This is a genomic window from Paenibacillus nitricinens, assembly GCF_052056485.1.
Taxonomy (GTDB): Bacteria; Bacillota; Bacilli; order Paenibacillales; family Paenibacillaceae; genus Paenibacillus_AQ; species Paenibacillus_AQ nitricinens.
Map to the genome: position 1 here is coordinate 298,382 of NZ_CP183948.1, position 22,477 is coordinate 320,858.

Genomic DNA, 22,477 nt, shown 5'->3' on the forward strand with positions numbered 1-22,477 from the left:
ACAAAAAAAGCAGAAACTCGGATATAAAGAGTTTCTGCCTTTTTATTGGATTAAACAAATCTTTCGCTACACTATCCAGCATCTTCTTGAGTATCTAAAAGCGGCAGGATTAGTCTGTTAAGCCTCGCCGCAATGTAAATAGGTCTGTCAAAGCCTCAGTAGACAGCTCGGTAATCCAGCCTTCGGAGCTGGAGATGACATTATCGCTTAGCTGCTGCTTACTCTCCAGCATCTCATCAATTTTTTCTTCGAGCGTCCCGAGGGCGATGAATTTATGCACCTGTACATCACGCGTCTGGCCCATCCGATAGGCGCGGTCCGTCGCCTGGTTCTCAACGGCCGGATTCCACCAGCGATCGAAGTGGAATACGTGGTTGGCTGCGGTTAGATTCAGACCGACACCTCCAGCTTTAAGTGAAAGGATGAACACATTCGGCTGATCAGTCGGTGGTGCATCTGGAAGACTGGATCCTTCGTCCACAGAAGGTATAGGCGTCTGGAATCGCTCAATCATTCGGTCACGCGCCTGTTTGGAGGTGCTGCCGTTCAAATAAAGGACGGGCTCTCCCAGCTCCTGCTGTAGAACAGCCTGAAGCATTTTTCCCATCCCGACATATTGCGTAAAAATGAGACAGCGCTCATCCTCTGCACGAAGTTCCTTCACCATATCCAGCAGTCTTTCAAGTTTAGAGGAACGGTTAATGAGTGGACTGGTATCCAGTTTATTGTCCGAATCGGTTTCAGGGAGGGCCTCCTTGGTCACAAGCATCGGGTGATCACATAGCTGCTTAAGTCCGGTCAAAGCTCCAAGAATGGCGCCCTTACGCTCAATACCTTCCAACTTCTGCATACGTTCGAGCAGTCCGTTTACGGTCTGGTCATAGAGCGCAGCTTGTTCAGCTGTGAGATGAACGTAGGTCTTCATCTCATTTTTATCTGGAAGATCGAGCTGGATGTTAGGATCCTTCTTCTTACGGCGTAGCATGAACGGCTTCACGAGATTTTGTAGGTCCGCTGTACGTTTCTCGTCACGTTCCTTCTCAATGGCATTACTGAATCGATCGTTAAAGGCTTTGGCACTACCCAGATAACCTGGGGTTATAAAATCATAAATGGACCACAGCTCAGATAATCTGTTCTCTATAGGTGTTCCTGTCAGCGCAATCCGGTGTAAAGCCGGGAAGCTACGTACAGCTACCGACTGCTTCGTTTGAGCATTCTTGATATTCTGTGCTTCGTCCAGGCAAATTGCCGCCCAAGTGAATTCCTTCAGCAACTCCTGATCAAGCGCTGCAGTCGCATAAGAGGTGAGTACCACGTCAGCTTGCGAAGCAGCGCCATAGAAGAAGCCTGCGTCCAAACGGCGGCTTCCGTAGTGCAGCATCACATTCAAAGAAGGCGCGAAGCGCTGCAATTCCTTCTGCCAGTTGCCCAACACGGAGGTAGGGCAGATGATCAGAGCAGGCCAACCCGGTGGGTCGGTCTGGCGGCGGGATGAGCTAGGATCGGTATTTTCTTTGATATGAAGTAAATATGCGATGAGTTGGACGGTTTTACCAAGCCCCATATCATCGGCTAGACAAGCCCCCAAACCAAATTGACGCAGGAAAGTCAGCCAAGCATATCCCTCATGCTGATAGGTGCGTAGCTCTGCCTGGAGTCCTGCGGGTACTGGGGGCTTCGGCCACTGTGAGCGCTGGCCGAGCTGACCAATGAGGCTGATTAAATGCTCGTTTAGTTCTACCTCGAGCCGCAGGCGCGCCGCATCCTCTTGAAGCTGCTCTTCTGTAGCCTCAGCATCTGCATCCTCACTCGCTTGTAGCAAATGAAGCTGAAGCACATCTTGGAAAGACAAGCCTTGCGACTTGTCCATACCTGCCATGGCTCTTTGAATTTGCGCCAGCAGTGCGGGATCGAGCGAGACCCATTTGCCCTTGAAGCGGACGAGCCGTTCTCCTCTTGCGACCAGCTCGGCAAATTCAGCTTCGGTGAGGTCGACGTCGCCGATGGAGATTCGCCAATCGAAATCGATGATCGAATCCAGACCGAAGAGCGACTCGCCGCCGCTGCGTTTGTCCTCGCCGGAGCTGATCTTGGCGCGCAGGCGCGGTTTTTTCCGGCTGGCGGCTTCCCACCACGCCGGCAGCAGCACTTGCCAGCCTGCTTCCAGCAGCCGCTGGCTCTCGGCGGTTAAGAACCGCCAAGCGATGGCATCGCTGAGCGGTTCAGCCAGCACGTCGCCGCCCGCCGCGAAGCGCTCGGGCGGCAGACTGCCGCGGAGGCGCTCCAGCCATCCCGCGGCGCGTTCATGCACGTGGGCCGACCATGCTGTCGGCCACAAGCCGTGCGGCTCGCCATCATCGGCGAGCCTGATGGGAACAAGCGCGGATTCATCGCGCTTGTCCTGAAGGATCAGCTGCAGCCGCCAAGGGGATTCATCCCCTTCCGGATCCAGCAGCTGAAGTGCAGGCCGGAAAGGCGCGGTATCCGCCTTCCAGCCAATGGCGATAAGCCATGCAGCGGTATCCATGCCCGCTGCAAGGGCCCCGCTTCTATCGAATAGAAGCGGGAATTCGCTCCGGAGGTCGCCTGCCTCGGCCTCCGTGCTGTAAAACCTCTGCGATACGGCGGCGGAGAACGCCGCGCGTAATCCGCGGCTAAACTCGCTGCCGTCATTTAGCGCCTCAAGGGCCCCTTTGGCAGTGTCATTCTCCACTGCCACCTGCGCAAAAGCGTCCTCATCCCAGGTCCATTGCAACCTCCCGGCGCGATAAGCGGAGATATCGGGAATATACTGTTTATTCTCCAGACATATAGCCAGAAGTGGGGCCAGTTCAGTGAGATGGGCGGCATCGCCCTCCCAGTTCCATTCGATATGCGCCAGCAGCTTCTGCTCTGCAAAGAAAGGGAGGACCTGCTCCGCAGGTAGAATCACTAGCTCCATACCTTCGCCAGTTGGTTGAACCGTTAACTCCGTACCATAAAAAGATGCCTCATGCCAGGCGAATAACCGCTGCTTAAGCTGCAAGCCGGGCACGAGATCTTCTCTTTCATTCATTCCATATATTAAAGCATCGCCATACTGGCTTAATGCAAGCCGGATGGTCAGCGTGCGCAAATGCATGTTCATGGTATTAGCTTTCCTTTCCGAAGCTCCTCTTGCAACGCACGGAGTCTGCTATGCTTTGTGGTGAAGGCAATGAGGAACTCTTCCCACCGTTCTTCTTGTTTCATTTTTTTATACAGCTTGGATAATCGCTTCAATAGTTTCACAGCCGCTTTGTAGCTATGTCTATTCTTATCCAGCACAAATCTTTCGACGGCCTGGTGGTAGAAGGGAAGCAGAACTCCGGGTGCGTTTTTCTCCATAGGCTGGAGGTCTGTAACACGAAATTCGGAAGGCAGCTTACCGATGGACAGTTGATAATCCATCCATGTCTGCCATTTTTCATAGGTAATTAACTTTTCTTCGTATACTTCTCCAGAGATAGGTAACATGGCGGCTAATGTATTCCACATCTGAGGCTCAGCTTCAGGAAGATGGCGAACGGCCTCTTCCCATCTGTTCGAATAGGTATTCAGATTATAGAGTCTGCTGCTCAGCAGTGGACCGGTCTGAACAAGCCAGCCCACCAATCGTGACCATTCCCCTGCATCCAGAAGCGGGGAGGTGAAGCTCATCAGCTCATCAGGATGGAGACCTGGGCGCTCGGCAGCTGTATTCAATAATTCCCAAGCCTTCGGGTCATCCTTCAGATAAAAATACATGCGGCTCTGGGCTAACAGCCAAGCATGGCGTGACAGGGAAGCTCCTAACTCACTCTCTGCCTGCTGAAGCTGTTTGATTTCATCAAGGTAAAGCTTAGTTCCACCTGTATTCGGATAAATCCAGTTTCTCCACAGCAGGTCATAGCATAGTGAAAAAGAGGGCTGATCCCGCAAGCGATCGCGCGACTCCGTCAACATCTCGCGCCGCAAGTAGGTGAGGGTCTCGACAATATGCGGCCACAGATCATATTCCTGCTCCTGCTCGGAAGACAGCGGGAGTGTGCTTTTTAACAGACGTGTAATTGCTTCCTGTAGCTCTGATACCGCTACTTGCGTGTAATACCCGAGTGATGAGGTGAAGGCGACCTGACCGGGTAGATTAGCGGAAGGCTTAGCCAGCTTTTCTAGAAGAAAAAGATGGGCATGCAGAGTAAATAGCTTGTCCTTTTCCGGTGATAACTTCGGCTTAAATTTAGTAATGGAGGATAATGCTCGATCCACATATTCAGGATTCCGAGTGGTATGTGCCAGAGGCGTGATGCAGGATGCAAAATACTCGCGCCACTCCGTGATGCCTCCGTCAGCGATGCGGCTGGCATGTTCTTTTAGCTGCTGCTGGTGCTTTCCATCGGCTCCGGCAGGTGAACTACTTGATGTTTTTGGAAGAAAAGCTTCGGCCTTGGCGTTAGCTAGAACTTGTACAGACCTATTCTGTTGTTCAGCATAATGGAGCAGCACGGCTGCCATATGCTTACAATGACCTGAAACAGGGCAGTTACAATGACATCGAGTGAAGCTGTCCAGATCAATCGTAACGCGGTAATCCTCTCTACCCTCAACAAGGGCGCTGATCTTAGATGGCTCCATCATAGTGAACGAACGAATACGGCTTTGCTTATAATATTGGAACCCTCGTTTGAGGGTGAGGTCATCGAAATAATAGGCGACATTCTGGATGAGTTTAGTCCACTGCGTATCATCCATAGTATAAGTTGGTTGCATACAATTGGTCTCCTGTAAGAAAAATGGTCGTTATTTGACTTTCATTATATCATTTCTTTTTGAGTAGGATGTTTTGGGGTTGTAATGAATGCGAATTTGCGGGCTTGTATGGAATGTGGGGCCTAAACATATACTAATCGTGCTGTATTGTGAAGTATAGATCGAACAAAGGTCAAAAATGGTCAAATAAATAAAAAGAACTGATTTAGTCGTCTTAAATCAGCTAATTTACCTGAATTTGAGCAATAATCGCCTTAAATCGGTTTTGTTATTCCTCTGATAGGGGACTATAATAAGGTCATAGGTCAAATAAAGTCAAAGTCAATGAGAGGAGAATGGATAATGTTTGATTTGGTTCCTTTTGGTAAACGTAGAGAGGATGCTTTTGGTATGCTGGCTAAGTCTTTAAATGATGTTTTTAATGATGATTTTTTTGCGCCGATCAAGAGCTCCACGATGTCCTTCAGAACGGATATTCGCGAGAGTGAGCAGGCTTACCTGATTGAAGCTGAACTTCCTGGCTTTAAAAAAGAAGAAATCGACATTGATTATGCCAGTCCTTACTTGACGATTAAAGCGGTGCGGAAGGAAGAGAATGCGGAGGAGAACAAGGAGCATCAAATTGTACGTAGAGAACGTCGATATGGTGAATATGTTCGCAGATTCTATGTTCAGGATATTGCAGTGGAAGAGATTCGCGCGTCTTTAAAAGACGGATTACTGAAGCTGGAGGTTCCAAAACAGCAAAAACCGCAAGGGAAACGCATTGAGATTCAAGATGGAGATTCTAGCGCTTCGCAGTATGAATAAGCATAATTTAGACGGAATTAGTTTCCGTTCAGCATCTTAGAGATAGGCAGCGAGCTTTTAATATAAGGTTATGTATAGAAGGCGCATTGTAGTGGAGGATTCCGGCTATGGTGCGTCTTTTCTCGGAATCATACGATGAGTTGTATTTAATAAAGCGTTGAAAGGAGGAATCCGAGTGGCTAACAACAGCTATTATGATGCTTTGGGCGTGAGCAAAACAGCAACTAAACAGGAAATTAAAAAGGCTTATCAAAAGCTGGCCAAGAAGTGGCATCCCGATGTGAACAAAGCCCCTGAGGCAGAGGCGAAATTCAAAGAAGCAGCTGAAGCCTATGAAGTGCTGAGCAATGAGGAGAAACGCAAGCTTTACGATGAGGAGCTGCTTTATGGGGCTCAGCGTGGCAGAGGTGGTGGAGGTGCGTCGAGCGGAGCCTCTTCGTGGGATTCAAACTTTGGTGGAAGCTGGGGCGGCGGAACTTATTCTGCAGGAGGTTCTGGTATTTCGGAGGAAGATTTGTTCGGAATGTTTTTTGGGAATCGGGGATCGGCGGATCACGCTGGCTTTGATTTCTTTTCTAGTAGTGGTAGTGGGCATTCGAACGGCAATCCATGGGGTGAGGCGCGCAGTAGGGCGCAGGCGCAGCTGGATATTACATTGGAGCAGGCCTATAAGGGAGCAACTGTAAGAGTGCAGATCGGTGATAAAACTGTGGACGTTCAAGTTCCGGCGGGATCTAGTGAAGGCACAATTTTAAAAATCGCAGGTAACACTCAGAATGGCATAGCTTCCGGTGGCGATATACTGCTGGCACTTCATATTCTTTCTCATGATATATACGAGCTTCGAGCTGGCGACTTATACGGCACGGTTGAAGTTGCTCCATGGCACGCGGTATTAGGTGGAGAGGTGAAGGTTCCATTACCGGGTGGCGGTGCCGTGAAATTGAAGATTCCTGCAGGAATTCAAAGTGGTAAAACGCTGCGCATCCCGAGTAAAGGTTTGAAGCGAGAAAATGGTACAAACGGTGATATTTTATTTGGAATTGAGATTGTTGTCCCTGAGCCAATCAGCGAAGCGGAGAAGAACTTGTACCGTAAACTAGCCGAATCGAGCCTTTTCGAGGCCAGAGCTAAACGTCAAAGCGCTAGCGCGCAGCGCGAGAAGGCTAAAGTGGGTAATTAATTAGGTAGGTAGAGAGGTAGAAGTAAAGGTGATTTCGCGTGTTCGAGGTCAACTCTGGCTGGTGAATAGTGGAAATGGAATGCTAGTTGTAGAAAAGTAACTTGATTAGAAACTAACTATAGAAGAGACTTATGCTGAAACGAGTAGTGAAGGCACGTCGGGTAAAACAAAGGTAAAAATACCTTGGATCGCGTGGATTTCGGCTCGGTGAGCGAAAAGAAGAGCAAAAATGCCACGGATTGCAACGAATGTGACTTAATGAGCGAAAAGAAAGGCAAAAAAGCCTCGGATTGCACCGAATGTGGCTCAATGAGCGAAAAGAAGAGCAAAAATGCCACGGATTGCAACGAATGTGACTTAATGAGCGAAAAGAAAGGCAAAAAAGCCTCGGATTGCACCGAATGTGGCTCAATGAGCGAAAAGAAGAGCAAAAAAGCCACGGATTGCACCGAATGTGGCTCAATGAGCGAAAAGAAGAGCAAAAAAGCCACGGATTGCACCGAATGTGACTTAATGAGCGAAAAGAAAGGCAAAAAAGCCACGGATTGCACCGAATGTGGCTCAATGTGCAAAAAGAAGAGCAAAAAAGCCACGGATTGCGCCAAATGCGGCCGATTCGCCCAAATGTACGGGATTAATCCCGCTAATCTAACCGATCCCGGTCCAAACGGCCGATCCCATATATCATTCTTAAATAGAAAGGTGAGAGAGCTATGGATTTCAATAAACTTACTCAAAAGCTGCAGGAAGCAGTGGCTGCGGCGCAGTCGCTTGCTTCAGACAGCGGTCATCAGGAGATCGATAATCTCCATCTGTTAAAAGCGTTACTCCAGCAGCAAGAAGGCTTACTGCCAAGACTGCTGCAAAAGATGAATGTACCCGTAGCTGAGATGCTGCGAAGCACGGATGAACTGCTTCAGCGTAAGCCAAGCATAAGCGGATCAGGGGCAAGCACGGTACGGCGTTATGCCTCGCAATCGCTGATTCATCTGCTGGAACAGGCGGAGAAAGAAGCAGCGAAAATGCAAGATGAGTTTGTTTCGGTAGAGCATGCAGTGCTGGCCATGGTGTCGGATTCGAGCAGGGAGAATCGAGAGCTGCGTGATCTTTTTGTCAGTTGTGGATTAACACGCGAGAAGCTGATGTCTATCCTTGCTGAGATTCGTGGGCATCAGCGTGTGACGAGTCGGGAGCCGGAGGCTACTTATGAGGTACTTGAGAAATACGGGCGTGATCTTGTAGCAGAGGTTCGCGCGGGCAAGATCGATCCCGTTATCGGACGAGACGCAGAGATACGCCGTGTGATCCGTATTCTGTCCCGTAAAACGAAGAATAACCCTGTCCTCATCGGTGAGCCAGGTGTAGGGAAAACTGCGATTGTAGAAGGCTTGGCTCACCGGATTGTACGCAAGGACGTGCCAGAGGGACTGAAGGATAAGACGATTTTCTCACTGGATATGAGTTCCCTTGTAGCAGGCGCGAAGTTCCGTGGTGAATTTGAAGAACGTCTGCAGGCGGTACTGAGGGAAGTTCGTGAAAGTAACGGCCGTATTATTCTGTTTATTGATGAGCTGCACACGATAGTAGGCGCAGGTAAAACCGAAGGCTCGATGGACGCGGGCAATATGCTGAAGCCGATGCTGGCCCGGGGTGAACTGCACTGTATCGGTGCCACAACGCTCGATGAATACCGCAAGTATATAGAGAAGGACCCTGCGCTGGAACGCCGTTTCCAACAGGTGCTGGTCAGCGAACCGGATGTTGAGGATACGATCTCGATTCTGCGTGGGTTAAAGGAACGTTTCGAAGTCCATCATGGAGTCAAAATCCATGACAGCGCCCTTGTCGCTGCTGGCGTTCTGTCTAACCGCTACATTACGGATCGTTTTTTGCCGGACAAAGCGATCGACTTAGTGGATGAAGCCTGCGCCATGATCCGGACGGAGATTGACTCCATGCCAGGTGAGATGGATGAAGTGACCCGCCGTCTGATGCAGATGGAGATTGAAGAAGCAGCGCTCAAAAAAGAAACGGATGACGCCAGCAAACGCCGTCTGGAAATCTTACAACGTGAACTCGCTGATCTCAAGGAGAAGCAGCTTGGGATGACTGCACGTTGGGAGAAGGAAAAATCAGCGATTCAAGGCATCCGGGACCTCAAAAAACGGTTGGAGCAAGCCCGCAAGGATTTGGTCGATGCACAGGAGGAATACGATCTGAATAAATCGGCGGAACTTAGCTATGGCATCATTCCTGATCTGGAGCGGCAATTGAAAGCAGCAGAAGAAGCGGCACAGCAGGATCAGGATACAAGATTATTGCGTGAAGCTGTAACCGAGGAGGAGATTGCAGATATTGCATCGCGCTGGACGGGTGTGCCGGTCAGCCGACTGGTTGAAGGCGAACGGGATAAGCTATTGCGTCTGGAAGATACGCTGCATGAACGAGTTGTGGGCCAAGATGAAGCGGTCAGCTTAGTGGCCGATGCTGTGCTCCGGGCTAGAGCAGGGATCAAAGATCCGAATCGACCAATCGGTTCCTTCCTGTTCCTCGGCCCGACTGGCGTAGGGAAGACGGAGCTGGCTAAATCGCTTGCAGTCTCTCTGTTTGATCGCGAAGATGGCATGATTCGTATTGATATGTCGGAGTATATGGAGAAGCACAGTGTTTCTCGCTTGGTCGGTGCACCTCCGGGATATGTCGGGTATGAGGAAGGTGGACAGCTCACAGAAGCCGTGCGGCGTCAGCCTTATACGGTTGTTCTGCTCGATGAAGTGGAGAAGGCGCACCCCGATGTATTTAATATTCTACTGCAGCTGCTTGATGATGGACGGCTGACCGATTCACAGGGCCGGATGGTCGACTTCAAGAACACGATCATTATCATGACCTCAAATATCGGTTCACCACATCTGATTCAAGGCACCGATGAGAAGGGTCAGCTTACGGAGGCTGCTAAGGACAGAGTGATGAAGGAACTGAGTGGTCAATTCCGTCCGGAGTTTCTGAACCGGGTTGACGATATTGTGATGTTCAAGCCGTTGACCCTGGGCGAGATCGAGAAAATCGTGGACAAACTGGTAGATGGATTACGTTTGCGCCTTGCTGAACGGGAGATTGGTCTTGAGTTAACTGAGCCGGCGGTACGTTTTATCGCTAAGGAAGGTTTTGATCCAGTGTATGGGGCGAGACCGCTGAAACGCTTCATCCAGCGTAGTCTGGAGACCCGTGTGGCACGTGCGATCATTGCTGGTGAAGCCGCAGAAGGTACAGTGATTCAAGTAGACGAATCCGGCGGCGAGCTGACGGTGAGCATAATCAAACCAGATGTCGATGAACCACAGCGTACTGAATAAGAGGAAGTTAGCAAAACGGATTGTACTATGTGAAAATAAAAGACGTCCACAAAGCCATTAAGGTTTTGTGGACGTCTTTTTTATGATTACACTCACTCCACCCAAGGTATTAAATGAGGGTGTTCATCCAGAATGGACAGGTATTGCTCCTTCCAGCCGTATTGGCCATCGGGATCAAGGAGCATGTAACGCAGATATTTTTCTAAGCGGAACTCTGCCTTCGACCAACCGAGATGCTTGAGTCGCAAGTTGCTTAGCTGGTGGGGAAGCTCGAAGACATTCTCCGGGAATCGCCCACAGTGCTGTGGAGATTCGTTCCATACATAGTTGAAGTCTTCTTTATAACGAAGCAGAAAAGGACGATAGTTCATATGAGAGCGCCAGTAAATATCTTCTCTGTAATGAGTGGCGTTCCATAAATCGTAGAGACGGAAACAGAATAGATCGACCTCGTCAGCGTACAGCAAGGGTTCGATATTTGCCGCGAAACTTGCTTCAAAGATTTCGTCTGCATCCAGACTTAGAATCCACTCGGGCTTCGTCTTCAGAACCTCTTCCCATTGCTGCTTTCGCAGCTCGATTTCATTGCTGAATTTGGATATGGTATTGTGCACCAGATGAACGGGGATGCCTTCAAGTACCTCCAGGCAGATCGCTGCTGAATTATCGGTGCTGCCATCATCGATAATGACGGCCTCGTCGATGTATTTGCGATGCTCCTCCAGAACCTGTCGCAGAAAACGTCCACTTTCATTTTTCACAACCATGGTCAGGGTTAGCTTGGGCCGCTTTCTGGCTGGGGGGATTGTCTCTTTGGAGCTTTCGTTGTTTGGATTGTTTGTGGTGGGTGTCTGCATTACTGATTCAGGTACTTCGTCCGTAGATGAATTGTTCCCAGTATCAGTGGCTTCAGCTTTGGGCTCCGTAGTTTCTTTGATGAAAGCCTCAACTTTACTCAAATCACTGTCTCTATACAAGTGTAGCGCCGGATAATGGGTATCGACGAACAAGGGGATGCCAAGGGCTGCGGCACGAATGCAGAAATGACGGTCTTCCCCCCAGTATGAAATGTTGCGAATTTGATTATAGCTAACGCCGGCTTTTATCGCATGCTGACTAATCAATGTACAAGCCCCGAGTCCGCCTACCTCATAGATTCCTGGAATCCGCATCTTTGCTATGAATTCATGAAATCTGCGATTAATCTCCTCTGGTTGCAGTTTTTCACCGGGCAGTAGCTCCCATTGATTGTATTCGTCGTGCATCCATACCTGCGGCTGAAACATAGTCTCTGGCTGCCACTGCGTCCAGAACACCTCTGAAATAATATCCTTGTTCGTACCTATTAGATGTCTGAGGGTATCAGGATGGAGAATGAGATCAGAGTCAATAAGGAATAAATAATCATAGTTCAAGGTTTGGGCGCGGTTGATCATGAGATTCTTAAAATTGGCTACTTTCCAGACTAAATCGGTATTCCAGAAGTGAGTAGTATCATTGCGAATATACGCATCGTGAAAGCCGGAGCTCTGAAGATAAATATGATCACCCTTACTTTTGAATTCCTGGAGCAGCCGACTAGATTCCTGATCATCATTATCATCAATTAGATGGAAATCCAGCTCGATATTGGCTACGTTCAGACGAAGCAGGGAATTCAGGAATTCTTTTAAAACCGTAGGCTTCTGGTGAATTGGACTGCCGATCAATACGCGAATCTTGTTTTCCGTCATTGCCGCCTCCTTGGGGAACGCCCCTCTTTCCTTGGATGATCCTTACGTTCTCAATATATTTACAGGAGAGCGGCAATAATCCTTATTTTTCAAAGTTCTGTAAAGTAAATGAGTGTTAGATATATTAATTCGTAACGATCTGCTGTACAATAACCGAATAATTAGATACAGATGACCAAATGAACAGCAAAGGATGAGCGCTATGGATAAATCACCGATCGATTCCCTCAATATTACATTAATGTGAAATGCTATCCATTGTAATTCCTAGTATTCCGATATACAATATAAAAAACACAAGCCACACAGAACATAGAATACGGGGGAGAAACTTATGCGTAAAGGATTATCTGGAGTTATTACTTTGGTTTTGTTAACATTTTTGATTAGCGCGTGCTCCGGAGGGAATAACGCTGCTTCCACAAATACAAATCAGACGCCTACGGCTACTGAAGGAACGACGGCAAGCACTGAACCTAAAGATGGCGGTAACTTGATTATTGGAGTCGCTGCTGATCCTGTTATTCTAAATCCGAACTATGCGGGTGACCGTGTCAGCCTTACAATTGACCAAGCGCTCTATGCTCCACTGTTCCAAGTAAATGATGGTAAGAAGACCTTCTACTTGGCAGACAGCCTGACACTGTCAGAAGATAACCTGACTTATACTTTGAAGCTTAAAGATGGTCTTACATGGCATGACGGAGAAAAGCTTACTGCTGACGATGTCGTGTTCACGATTGATAGCATCCTCGATGAGAAGCAAAACAGCATGTTGAGAGCAAACTTATTCATCGGTGATAAACCCGTTAAGGCAGTTAAGGTGGATGATCTGACTGTAGAGTTCAAGCTTCCGCAGGTCAGCCCAGCTTTTGAAGCTACACTAGTGCAAGTATTTCCGATTCCAAAGCATATCTTTGAGAATGAGACGGATCTAGAGAAAAGCACCAAGAATGCTAATCCTGTTGGATCTGGACCATTTAAATTTAAAGAATATAAAGCGGGCGAATATGTTACACTCGAGAGATTTGATAACTACTTCGGCGGCAAGCCACATCTTGATTCTGTAACGTACCGGATTGCTAAAGATACGAATGCTGCGAATCTCGCACTTCAGAGTGGTGAGATCAACATTAAATATCTAGATCCGCAGGATGTTGGAACGATTGAAGCTTCGAACAATTTCGAGATCCTTCCTTATAGTGAAGGCCGATTGTCCTACCTGTTGTTTAATGCGAACAGCGATAGAGGCGCTCTTGCGAAAAAAGAAGTTCGTCAAGCCTTGTCTCTAGCACTAAACCGTGATGAAATCATTCAGGCTGCTTATACCTCTAGCGAATATGCTGACCCGGCGAAGTCATTCTTGACTCCGGATGCATTGTTCTATACTAATGACGTACCTTCTTTCGATAATGATGTGGAAAAAGCGAAGGAGCTTCTGAAGTCAGCTGGAGTTAGCGATCTGAAATTGAGATTGATTGTATCGAGCGGAAATAAAGCTCAGGAAGCCATTTCACTATACGTGCAGCAAAAGCTAAAGGCCATTGGCGCTGAAGTTGAACTGCAAAATATGGATGCCTCGGCATATGGTCAGAAGTTCAGTGATATGAATTCAACAGATTTTGAACTTGCAATTGCAGGTTATATTATGGGTTACGATCCTGACGCTTACAGAATTTTGTATACTTCTACTGCTGATTCCAACTACTCGCATTATAATAATGCTGAGGTTGATAAGTTGTTCAATGAAGGTGCAGGAGAAGCAGATGTGACTAAACGTGGTGAGATCTATAAGAAGATCCAAGAAATCATTGCAGACGATGCACCGATTTATCCAATCGCTAATACTAAGACTATTGTAGCTGTCTCCAAGAACTACGGCGGTCTTGAAGAAGCAGTCTTGAAGCCTGTCGTTATTTTTGAAGATTTATCGAAAATCTACCTTAAATAAAAACGGGAAAAAGTAAGCTGGGTTATCCAGCTTACTTTTTTACCGATATAGAACTGGGAGAATAAACGTATGAGACAACTTATCGTCCGAAGATTACTGCAAACCCTGCCGATGTTGTTTTTTGTTTCGGTTGTGTGCTTTGCGATGATTAAGCTGGCTCCGGGGGATCCGGTATTATCCTTCGTTACGCCGAATATGCACGCGGATGATATTGAACGCATCCGGCATAACCTTGGGCTGGATAAGCCAGCCTACATTCAATATTTTATATGGATCAAAGAAGTACTGCAGGGGAATTTCGGTTATTCCCTTGTGAATCATCAGCCCGTATTAGATCAAATTCTAGAACGTCTTCCTGCAACAGCAGGTTTGATGGGTTCGGCAATTGCGCTTGCTGTCTTGCTGGCGATCCCGATGGGACTGCTTGCTGGAGCAAATCGGAATCGTTGGGTGGATAAGCTGATTAATTTTATTTCCTATATCGGAATTTCTGTGCCTTTGTTCTGGCTCGCGATTTTATTGATGTATTTATTCGCAATTAAGCTGCACTTGCTGCCCATTATGGGGATGCGTACGATTGGTGTAGAATCGGCGGTTGATGTGTTAAAGCATGGGATTTTGCCTTGTACGGTCCTTGCCTTTGGATTCTTGGCTAGCTATGTACGATATATCCGTTCCAGTACGATTGGACAGCTTAAAGAGGAATATGTACAAATTCAGTATGCCTTTGGATCGAACAAAATCACCATCTTGTTCCGTCATGTAATGAAGCATGTGCTGCTTCCGGTGATTACATTGCTCGGGATGTCTATGGGCGATCTAGTAGCGGGTGCAATCGTGACGGAGACCGTATTTTCTTGGCCGGGAATTGGGTCCTTGGGGATGACTGCGGTTAAAGGGATGGATTACCCGGTAATTATGGGGATTACGCTGTTCTCTTCTTTAATGCTGATCATCGGCAACTTGGTCGCAGATATTCTATATAGCTTCGTGGACCCACGAATTAAATTAACGAGGTGACCTCATGAATCGCAGTAAATGGAAAAGTGTTGGAGATGAGCTATTTACGAACAAATTAGGCGCCCTTGCCCTCATTACTTTAATCATCTTCACACTAGGCTCTATATTCGCTTTTTTATCTGGACATGATCCGAATGCGATGGATGTTCTGGCACGTCTGAAAGCACCGGGAGCCGATCACTGGTTCGGGACGGATGACTATGGCCGGGATTATTTTGCCCGCGCATTGTATGGTGGCCGGGTATCTCTATTAGTTGGTTTTGCTTCAATGATCATTGCCACTGGCATTGGTGTGACGGTGGGGGTAATCAGTGGATATTTTGGCGGGTGGATTGATAATCTATTGATGCGGATGCTTGATGTAGTAATGTCCATTCCGTCTTTCCTGGTTCTGCTGCTGCTCAGCGTATTTCTGAAGCCAAGTGTAGGAAACATCATTATCATCATTGCACTATTAATGTGGATGAACATTTCCCGTGTGATTCGAGCGGAGACGATGACGATTAAAGAACGGGAATATGTACTTTATGCAAAAGCCTCCGGCCAGAGCAATTTTGGAATTATCTGGCGTCATATTCTTCCGGGGCTAGTGCCGGTTGTGATTGTAGGGGCGACGAATAGCATCGCTTCGGCGATTATGATGGAGTCCTCCTTAAGTTTCCTTGGGTTTGGGGTGCAGCCACCGAATGCTACATGGGGCAGTATGCTAAATAACGCGCAGGGCTATATTGCTCAAGCGCCTTATCTGGCTTTATTCCCTGGGTTATTGATTCTATTAACGGTATTGAGCTTTAATGTTCTGGGCGATATTTTGCGGGTTGGCTTTGAACCAAAGCTGATCCGAAGATAGGAGTGTGAAGACATCATGACAGAACGGCTATTGTCTGTTGAGGATTTGAAGGTTTCCTTCCAAACCCGAGACGGAGAGAATCAAGCAGTTCGTGGCGTTAGCTTTCATATAAATGCTGGAGAAACCGTAGGGATTGTTGGTGAATCCGGAAGCGGGAAGAGTGTAACTGCGAAGGCGATTATGTCGTTAATTACACCTCCAGGTAAAATTATCGGTGGAAATATTCAATTTCGTGGTGAGAATTTATCTAATCTTTCGGAAAAAGAGTGGAGAAAGCTGCGCGGTAACCGCATAGCAATGGTGTTTCAGGACCCTATGACCTCTCTTAATCCTGTAAAAAAAATCGGCCAGCAGCTTACGGAAGTCATCCGTCGGCATCGGGGTTTAAATAAGCAAGAAGCGCTTAAAGAGGCGGCAAGCATCCTGCGTCAGGTAGGGATTAATAATCCTGAACAGCGTCTACAGCAATATCCGCATGAATTCAGCGGCGGGATGCGCCAGCGGGTCATGATCGCCATGGCTCTTTCTTGTAAGCCAGAGCTATTGATTGCGGATGAGCCGACGACTGCGCTCGATGTAACGATACAGGCGCAAATTCTCGATCTTTTTAAAGAGTTGAAAAATAATACTAGTACAGCCGTAGCGCTGATTACCCATGACTTGGGTGTGGTCGCTCAGGTATGTACACGGGTTATCGTAATGTATGGTGGACTCGTGATGGAGGAAGGTACGGTAGAGGATATCTTTTATCGCCCACAGCATCCTTACACGAAAGGTCTGCTACGTTCGATTCCAAAACGCGAAGGCAAATCGCGGGAACGTCTGATTCCTATCGAAGGTACACCTCCGGATTTGTTGAATCCTCCTTCGGGCTGCCCATTTATGGAACGTTGCCCTAATGCTTTTGCCCGTTGCAGTGAACGTCCTCCGGTTATCGAATTATCGCCCGGTCACCGTTCAATGTGCTGGCTAGCAGACGGTATGCAGGAGACTCCAGCCGTAGCTGGTGTTGAAGGGAGCGGTTCGGTTGAGTGAGAATAAGATTCTAGTGGACGTAAATAATCTGAAAAAACATTTCTCCAAAGGCAAGGATATGTGGGGACGCGATACCTCTGTGCTTAAGGCGGTAGATGGCGTAAGCTTTCAGATACGCCAAGGTGAAACCTTTGGGCTGGTTGGAGAGTCAGGAAGCGGAAAGTCCACAGTTGGGCGCTGCTTGCTGCGATTATATGATTATACAGATGGTGAAGTGTCTTTTGACGGGCAGCCGCTCAGCAAGCTTGGAGAGAAGCAGCTAAAGCCTTTTCGCAGACGCATTCAGTCGATCTTTCAAGATCCCTATTCATCACTCAATCCAAGTCTGAATGTACTTGATCTGATCAGTGAGCCTATGAAGATCCACGGCATCCACGAAGGTGACGAACGAAAAGAGGCTGTTGCGGCACTGCTGGAGAAGGTGGGTTTGAAAAGAGAACATCTGTACCGTTTCCCGCATGAATTCAGCGGCGGGCAACGCCAGCGGATTTCGATTGCCAGAGCCTTGTCTGTAAAACCGGAATTTGTCGTATGTGATGAACCGATTTCAGCACTGGACGTATCTGTTCAGGCTCAGGTAGTGAATATGCTGGAGGATTTGCAGTCCGAATTCGGGTTGACCTATCTTTTTGTCGCACATGATCTATCGATGGTACGGCATATTTCAGACCGGATCGGTGTGATGTATGGCGGCCGTCTAGTAGAGGTAGCTGAAAGTGATGAACTGTACGAGAATCCTATTCATCCTTATACGAAGGCACTGCTGTCTTCGATTTTGGAGACGGACCCTAGACGCGCTAATCAAAGAATTATTCTAGATGGATATTCGCAAGAGTACGGCAGGGCTGAGACTTCTACACTTCAGGAAATAAGTCCGGGCCATTATGTTGCTTATGATTTCATGGAATAAGTAGACTCTATATACAGGTAGGGGAGGAATCAGGATGTCAGACAATTTGAACACAGTAAAGTTATCCCAGTGGGATGCTTTATTAATAGAATCACTTCGCGCCTTGGGCTGGTCCAATGAGGATATTATTCGTAAAGTAGCGGAGGGCGACTTGCCCGTTGACGAGAGTGAATACGAGTTTGATTATAAACAGCTGAGCACATTGCAGTCGGAGCAGCCGGAGCTGTTCGAGCAAGCGGTGAAGACAGGCTACCAGATCAAATACAACACGATTCGTGGCATTCGCAGCTGGATTTGGGTAGCTCTGGGCAAAGAGGCAGTTCTGGAGCTTGAAGAGGGCAAGGAAGCGGTTGAGGTGACTTTGACCGTAGCTGAAAAGGGACGTTTGGCATCGGTGTTATCCTTTGGTTGGCAGATTGAAGGCGAGACGAATGCTGCAGATGAAGATATAGCGGTTTACCGGGTTGCCCCGATTGGACGCTAAGCTAAATAACTACAGCAAAAAAACGATTGATGCGTGGGAGGACTCCTTGTGCACAATCGTTTTTTTTATTGAAAATTATATTACGTTTACCGCTGGATAAGCTACCTCATATTGTGCAGCTTCAATCCAGGTTCCTGTTTTGAAATCTCTGCCCCGGACAAGCACTTTATCTCTATACACTTCCACATAAAAGCCTTGGCTGCCTGTCTTATGCTTATCTTCATTCGTCCAAAGGTAGGCGACAGAAGCAGCATTAAACATCGTGGCGATTTCTCCTTGGCCAGGGAACATAGTGTTGTCCACCTCCAGCTCCCAATGGGTATGTCCAGTGAATAACAGGGCCTGAGGGTATCTTGAAAGAATCGCTTTTAATTCCTTATCTTGTGTAACGCCGTACCAATCTTGTGATTCCAGCGATCCAGCTACGGTGTCTTTGAGTGGTTGGTGCAGGAATAGAAAGATCGGTTGATCAGGCGAAGATTGCTCTTCGAGCTTATGACCCAGCCAATCCAGCTGTGCAGAGGAAAGATCACAGAATTTGAGCAAGCCTTGTTCTGTCCCTAGAAAAATAAAGTGATAACCATTGATCCAGTGATCATGATAAGGCCCAGACATGCCAGTCTGCGAAGTATACATCCCTAAGCGTGACTCCCAATTTCCAAGGGCTACATCATGGTTCCCTAAGGTAAAGGTAATATTGGGCAAGTCAGCTTTGTACGGATGGAGAATACGAAGCATTTCTTCGTATTCCGCAGGGAATCCGTGGTCTGTGACATCACCGATATGCATAATCCCGCTACTGCCCTCTCCATGCGCTGCTATATCACGGAGTGCCAGCTCAAAGTTAAGATTGTACTCATGATTTCGGTCAGCGGTGACATGGGTATCCGTGATGATTTGAAAGGTGACAACAGGTTTTTCCTCAGGTGTGATGTTCGTACTCATGTTTAGGCATCCTCCTTGATCTATGAACCTATGAAATATTGTTGCTGTTCGCTAATGTGTCTTGCCGCTAATGTTCAGCCCTATGATCCCGGTAATGATAACGGCTATCCATAGCAGGGAGGATAGGGTTAGCTTTTCATCGAAAAAGAGGGCCCCTATGAAGGATATCAGGATAATTCCCGCCCCTGACCATATCGCATAAGCAACGCCTACCTTAATAGAGGTAAGGGCATAATTCAGAGAGGTGAAGCTGGCTCCATAGAACAGGAACATGAGCACGGAAGGCCAGAGCTGCGTGAACCCTTGAGATATTTTCATCGAGATGGTCCCTGAGAGCTCGAACACAATAGCTAGCGTCAGAAACATCCATGCCCATATTCCTTCTATTTTCACTAGGGAGTAACCTCGATTCTAAGCTCGGCATAAGATCTCACAATGAGATCTGCATCCGGGAGAATATGCGACGAAGCAATAATGTCTTCATTTTCAGAGATTCCTATGGCTAACTGTACGCCCGCTACTTTAGCCATTCGCATATCCCCATTAGTATCACCGATAACTGCTGTGTGCGCAGGTTCTACGGCCAACCTTTCGCAGGCCAGTCGCACCATGTCAGGGAAAGGTTTACCCTGATCCACGAGGTCTGTTCCAATGACCTCAGAGAAATAGTGCCTTATACCGAGCCATTGAAGATGTTTCTCTGCGGCATCTGTTTCATCAGCGGTCACCACAGCGAGAGGGAGGCCTGCACTCACACACTCATCAAGAAAACGATGAAGTCCGGGAATCGAGTGAACAGGGCGTTTCTCTTCCAGCATAACATCCGCTTCCAGACGGCACTGATGAACAAGCTCCATGGACTCCGCCCAAGATAAACCTTGCAGATAACCTTGCCAAGACAGGATGGCATAGAGATCACTCATAGTTCCCATAGCCAGCGGTCCGTTGCGATCATAATCGGTAATGCTCCCCTGGGTATTGTGTACCGTTCCCATTAGTGCAGGGAGCTGTTCTTCGGTAATCTTTAGTCCTTTTTGCTTCATATACGCTGTGAATCTCTCTAAAAAATATTCGCCCCAGCTGCCCCAGAGGGATACGAACTGGAGCAGCGTACCATCCTTATCGAATAGAATAGCGGCTACAGCGTATCTGCCTTGTGGAGTGATGAGCTCAGACATAAAGTCCACCGCCCTTTATTTTAATTTATCAAGTGCTGCTTGCGCCGTTTCTTGCGCTTCCTTTAGTGCTTGTGCGGCAGGGATATTCTCAATTTGTACCTTATCTGCGGCGATTTTCAGTGCATCGTTGATTTTGCCGCCAGTTGGGTCTTGGAAGGGTGCAGAACCATGAGACGCTTGCATCAACGGAACCTTAATCTGTGGATTGCTTTCGCTGAACGACACAAACGCCGGGTCTTGCAAAGCGGATTGGCGTACCGAAATATAACCCGTATTAATCGACCAGAAGGCAGTATTCTCAGCACCCGTGAAATAGGTTAGCCATTTCATAGCAGCTTCCTTCTCGCTGTCGCTAGCTTTGGATAAAATTCCGGCCATCAATGCTTGGGCTACCGGTTTTCCCTCGCCAACCCCTGCCCAGCCTGGCTGCTCCATAGCTGATACAATGCTGAAGTCCAAGTCGCCCTGATCGCCACTGGAGCCGGTGTAACCTGCGGATTGACCCTTCATAACATCGTCAATTGTCTTGTACCAATACTCCCAGCCTTGGCCCCCAGAATGAATCCGCATGATCTTATCCTCGTGAATCCACTTGCGGAACAAATCCCAGGTTTCGATCCACTCTTTGGAGTCGATCATGACCTGTTTCCCATCTTCACTAAGGATAGTGCCTCCTTTGCTGAGCACAGCATCAATCATGTTCTCTGGACCCCACATCGGCTCCCAACCGTAGAAAGTGGTTTTACCGCCGTCCTTCACGGTCATTTTCTCAGCTGCAGCAGCTAGGTCTTCCCAAGTCTTTAGAGTGCTCGCATCAATGCCATTCTTCTCAAAAGTATCTTTACGATAGTACATAACCTGCGTCGTTCCATACATCGGCAGGAAATATTGCTTGCCATCGATTTGGCCCTGATTTAGAAAGGTTTGGACAAAATCCTCTTTATTAAAATCTGGCTGCAATGCCATAAGCTCATCTATCGGAGCGAAATATCCTTTGCGGGCCCAATCTACATTGGAGGAGAGAGCAGCAGCGGGCACTTTTCCTGTAGCAATCGCCGCTTGCAGCTTCTGCTCGGTTTCAGTGTAGTCTGCCTGCGCGATACCTTTGACAATGACCTCTTGCTGAGAGGCGTTGAATTTCTGAATCAGTGCCTCCATATTCTCACCAAGCTTGCCGCCGAGACCATACCAGAATTCAATTGTTACCGGTGCCTTTTGTGTGGGCGAAGCCTCTGAGGAGGGGACGGAAAAAGCTCCATTCGCCGCTGTAACATTGCCCGTATTCGTATTCCCTCCGCAAGCTGTTAACATTGTAAATCCGGCAACCAAAGATAGGGCGGACAGTCTCTTCAATACGTTCATCATCATTCTCCTCTTATAAAATAGAATTGTTAACTTATCCTTTGCTGGAACCAGCGGTCATGTTGACGCTTTGCATGATCGTTTTCTGAGCTAATAGAAATACAAGCAGCAACGGGGCGATGGTGAATGCACTAGCGGCCATGATCAGCGGCCATTTCAATCCGTAAGCACCTCCTTGAGTGAAGAAACTACGCAGACCGGCCGAGACCAGCTGTAGATTAGGATCTTTGGTGATGAGCATTGGCCAGAAATAGTTATTGTACTGATCAATGAAGGTGATCAGGGCTAGCACTGCAAAGGAAGAACGTGTAATGGGGACAAGAATGGTCCAGAGAATCCGCATATGCGAGGAACCATCTACTTCTCCAGCCTCCACCAGCTCATGGGGAACCTGAAGGAAGGCTTGCCGAATTAGAAAGATGGAGAAGACACTTACACAGTTAGATAGAATCAACCCGGCATATGAATCCAGTAAGTGAAGCTGGGATAATACCAAATATCCGGGAAGATAAACGGCGGTGGCAGGAACCATATAGCCGAAAAGGATAACCCCAGCGAACAGCCCTCTGAAGCGGAATTTCATATGCGTAAGCGCATAAGCCATCATCCCGGAATTTATCACCTGCAAAATAACAATCGACACGGCAACAAATACGCTATTGCCCATATATCTGAAGAAAGGGGCTTCGTGCCAGGCGGCTGAAAAGTTACTCCACAGCGGCTCTTTCGGCCAGATCGTGGGTGGAGACTGCCAGATTTCATCATTGGTTTTTAAGGCGCTGGTGACCATCCAATAGAAGGGGAAGGCCATGATCAGTGCAATAGCTGCAAAAAATAGATGGCGGGCCAGTGTGCCCACGCGTACGATCGTTGCATTCATCAGTCGTTCT

The 22,477-nt window shown here is 47.9% G+C and carries 18 protein-coding genes; 10 read left to right on the forward strand and 8 right to left on the reverse strand.

Annotation, left to right across the window (positions count from 1 at the left end; all coding sequences use genetic code 11):
• Positions 1 to 109 precede the first annotated feature (109 nt).
• Both ACN6KS_RS01385 and ACN6KS_RS01390 read right to left on the reverse strand, forming a co-directional pair.
• Positions 110 to 3,130, reverse strand: coding sequence for a DEAD/DEAH box helicase (locus tag ACN6KS_RS01385; RefSeq protein ID WP_440961169.1), 3,021 nt, complete (start codon positions 3,128 to 3,130; stop codon positions 110 to 112).
• Complete coding sequence (locus ACN6KS_RS01390) at positions 3,127 to 4,770, reverse strand: SWIM zinc finger family protein (RefSeq protein WP_440961170.1); 1,644 nt, start codon at positions 4,768 to 4,770, stop codon at positions 3,127 to 3,129. Before ACN6KS_RS01390 ends, ACN6KS_RS01385 begins: the two co-directional genes overlap by 4 nt.
• A 342-nt stretch (positions 4,771 to 5,112) precedes the next feature.
• Between ACN6KS_RS01390 and ACN6KS_RS01395 the strand changes: the two genes are divergently transcribed.
• The 4 genes from ACN6KS_RS01395 to clpB all read left to right on the forward strand — a co-directional run bounded on the left by ACN6KS_RS01395 (position 5,113) and on the right by clpB (position 10,119).
• Entirely contained in the window at positions 5,113 to 5,580 is a 468-nt protein-coding gene (locus ACN6KS_RS01395; RefSeq protein ID WP_440961171.1) for an Hsp20/alpha crystallin family protein, read from the forward strand.
• A 175-nt stretch (positions 5,581 to 5,755) separates the two neighbouring features.
• On the forward strand, positions 5,756 to 6,763 hold the full coding sequence (locus ACN6KS_RS01400; RefSeq protein ID WP_440961172.1) for a DnaJ C-terminal domain-containing protein: 1,008 nt from the start codon (positions 5,756 to 5,758) through the stop codon (positions 6,761 to 6,763).
• Between the two features lie 183 nt (positions 6,764 to 6,946).
• Entirely contained in the window at positions 6,947 to 7,582 is a 636-nt protein-coding gene (locus ACN6KS_RS01405; protein ID WP_440961173.1) for a hypothetical protein, read from the forward strand.
• A complete protein-coding gene (clpB, locus tag ACN6KS_RS01410; RefSeq protein WP_440961174.1) occupies positions 7,477 to 10,119 on the forward strand; it encodes an ATP-dependent chaperone ClpB in 2,643 nt (880 codons plus the stop codon). The genes ACN6KS_RS01405 and clpB overlap by 106 nt, the downstream gene beginning before the upstream one ends.
• A gap of 92 nt (positions 10,120 to 10,211) precedes the next feature.
• On the opposite strand, the gene ACN6KS_RS01415 is transcribed toward clpB, so the two are convergent.
• Positions 10,212 to 11,852, reverse strand: a complete 1,641-nt coding sequence (locus tag ACN6KS_RS01415) for a glycosyltransferase family 2 protein (protein ID WP_440961175.1) — start codon at positions 11,850 to 11,852, stop codon at positions 10,212 to 10,214.
• A 334-nt stretch (positions 11,853 to 12,186) separates the two neighbouring features.
• On the opposite strand from ACN6KS_RS01415, the gene ACN6KS_RS01420 reads away from it, so the two are divergent.
• The 6 genes from ACN6KS_RS01420 (at position 12,187) to ACN6KS_RS01445 (ending at position 18,102) form a co-directional block, all read left to right on the forward strand.
• Positions 12,187 to 13,803 carry an ABC transporter substrate-binding protein gene (locus ACN6KS_RS01420; RefSeq protein ID WP_094874207.1) on the forward strand — a complete coding sequence of 539 codons (1,617 nt, stop codon included), beginning with the start codon at positions 12,187 to 12,189 and terminating at the stop codon, positions 13,801 to 13,803.
• Between the two features lie 69 nt (positions 13,804 to 13,872).
• Entirely contained in the window at positions 13,873 to 14,823 is a 951-nt protein-coding gene (locus tag ACN6KS_RS01425; protein ID WP_094877245.1) for an ABC transporter permease, read from the forward strand.
• 4 nt (positions 14,824 to 14,827) lie between these two features.
• Positions 14,828 to 15,673: an ABC transporter permease gene (locus ACN6KS_RS01430; RefSeq protein WP_094874209.1), complete on the forward strand. Its 846-nt coding sequence runs from the start codon at positions 14,828 to 14,830 to the stop codon at positions 15,671 to 15,673.
• 15 nt (positions 15,674 to 15,688) lie between these two features.
• Positions 15,689 to 16,708 carry an ABC transporter ATP-binding protein gene (locus tag ACN6KS_RS01435; protein WP_341133567.1) on the forward strand — a complete coding sequence of 340 codons (1,020 nt, stop codon included), beginning with the start codon at positions 15,689 to 15,691 and terminating at the stop codon, positions 16,706 to 16,708.
• Positions 16,701 to 17,618, forward strand: a complete 918-nt coding sequence (locus ACN6KS_RS01440; RefSeq protein WP_306440471.1) for an ABC transporter ATP-binding protein — start codon at positions 16,701 to 16,703, stop codon at positions 17,616 to 17,618. The genes ACN6KS_RS01435 and ACN6KS_RS01440 overlap by 8 nt, the downstream gene beginning before the upstream one ends.
• Positions 17,619 to 17,652: 34 nt before the next feature.
• Positions 17,653 to 18,102: a hypothetical protein gene (locus ACN6KS_RS01445; protein ID WP_440961176.1), complete on the forward strand. Its 450-nt coding sequence runs from the start codon at positions 17,653 to 17,655 to the stop codon at positions 18,100 to 18,102.
• Between the two features lie 75 nt (positions 18,103 to 18,177).
• On the opposite strand, the gene ACN6KS_RS01450 is transcribed toward ACN6KS_RS01445, so the two are convergent.
• Genes ACN6KS_RS01450 through ACN6KS_RS01470 form a run of 5 tightly spaced genes read right to left on the reverse strand, consistent with a single transcriptional unit; the run spans position 18,178 to position 22,467 of the window.
• Positions 18,178 to 19,047 carry a metallophosphoesterase family protein gene (locus tag ACN6KS_RS01450; protein ID WP_094874212.1) on the reverse strand — a complete coding sequence of 290 codons (870 nt, stop codon included), beginning with the start codon at positions 19,045 to 19,047 and terminating at the stop codon, positions 18,178 to 18,180.
• Between the two features lie 51 nt (positions 19,048 to 19,098).
• Positions 19,099 to 19,440, reverse strand: a complete 342-nt coding sequence (locus tag ACN6KS_RS01455) for a DMT family transporter (protein ID WP_373455835.1) — start codon at positions 19,438 to 19,440, stop codon at positions 19,099 to 19,101.
• A complete protein-coding gene (locus ACN6KS_RS01460) occupies positions 19,440 to 20,225 on the reverse strand; it encodes an HAD family hydrolase (protein ID WP_440961177.1) in 786 nt (261 codons plus the stop codon). The genes ACN6KS_RS01455 and ACN6KS_RS01460 overlap by 1 nt, the downstream gene beginning before the upstream one ends.
• Positions 20,226 to 20,240: 15 nt before the next feature.
• Positions 20,241 to 21,587, reverse strand: a complete 1,347-nt coding sequence (locus ACN6KS_RS01465) for an ABC transporter substrate-binding protein (RefSeq protein WP_440962359.1) — start codon at positions 21,585 to 21,587, stop codon at positions 20,241 to 20,243.
• A gap of 34 nt (positions 21,588 to 21,621) precedes the next feature.
• Positions 21,622 to 22,467 (reverse strand): carbohydrate ABC transporter permease, encoded by an 846-nt coding sequence (locus tag ACN6KS_RS01470; protein WP_094877251.1) that lies wholly within the window; start codon positions 22,465 to 22,467, stop codon positions 21,622 to 21,624.
• Positions 22,468 to 22,477: the final 10 nt, after the last annotated feature.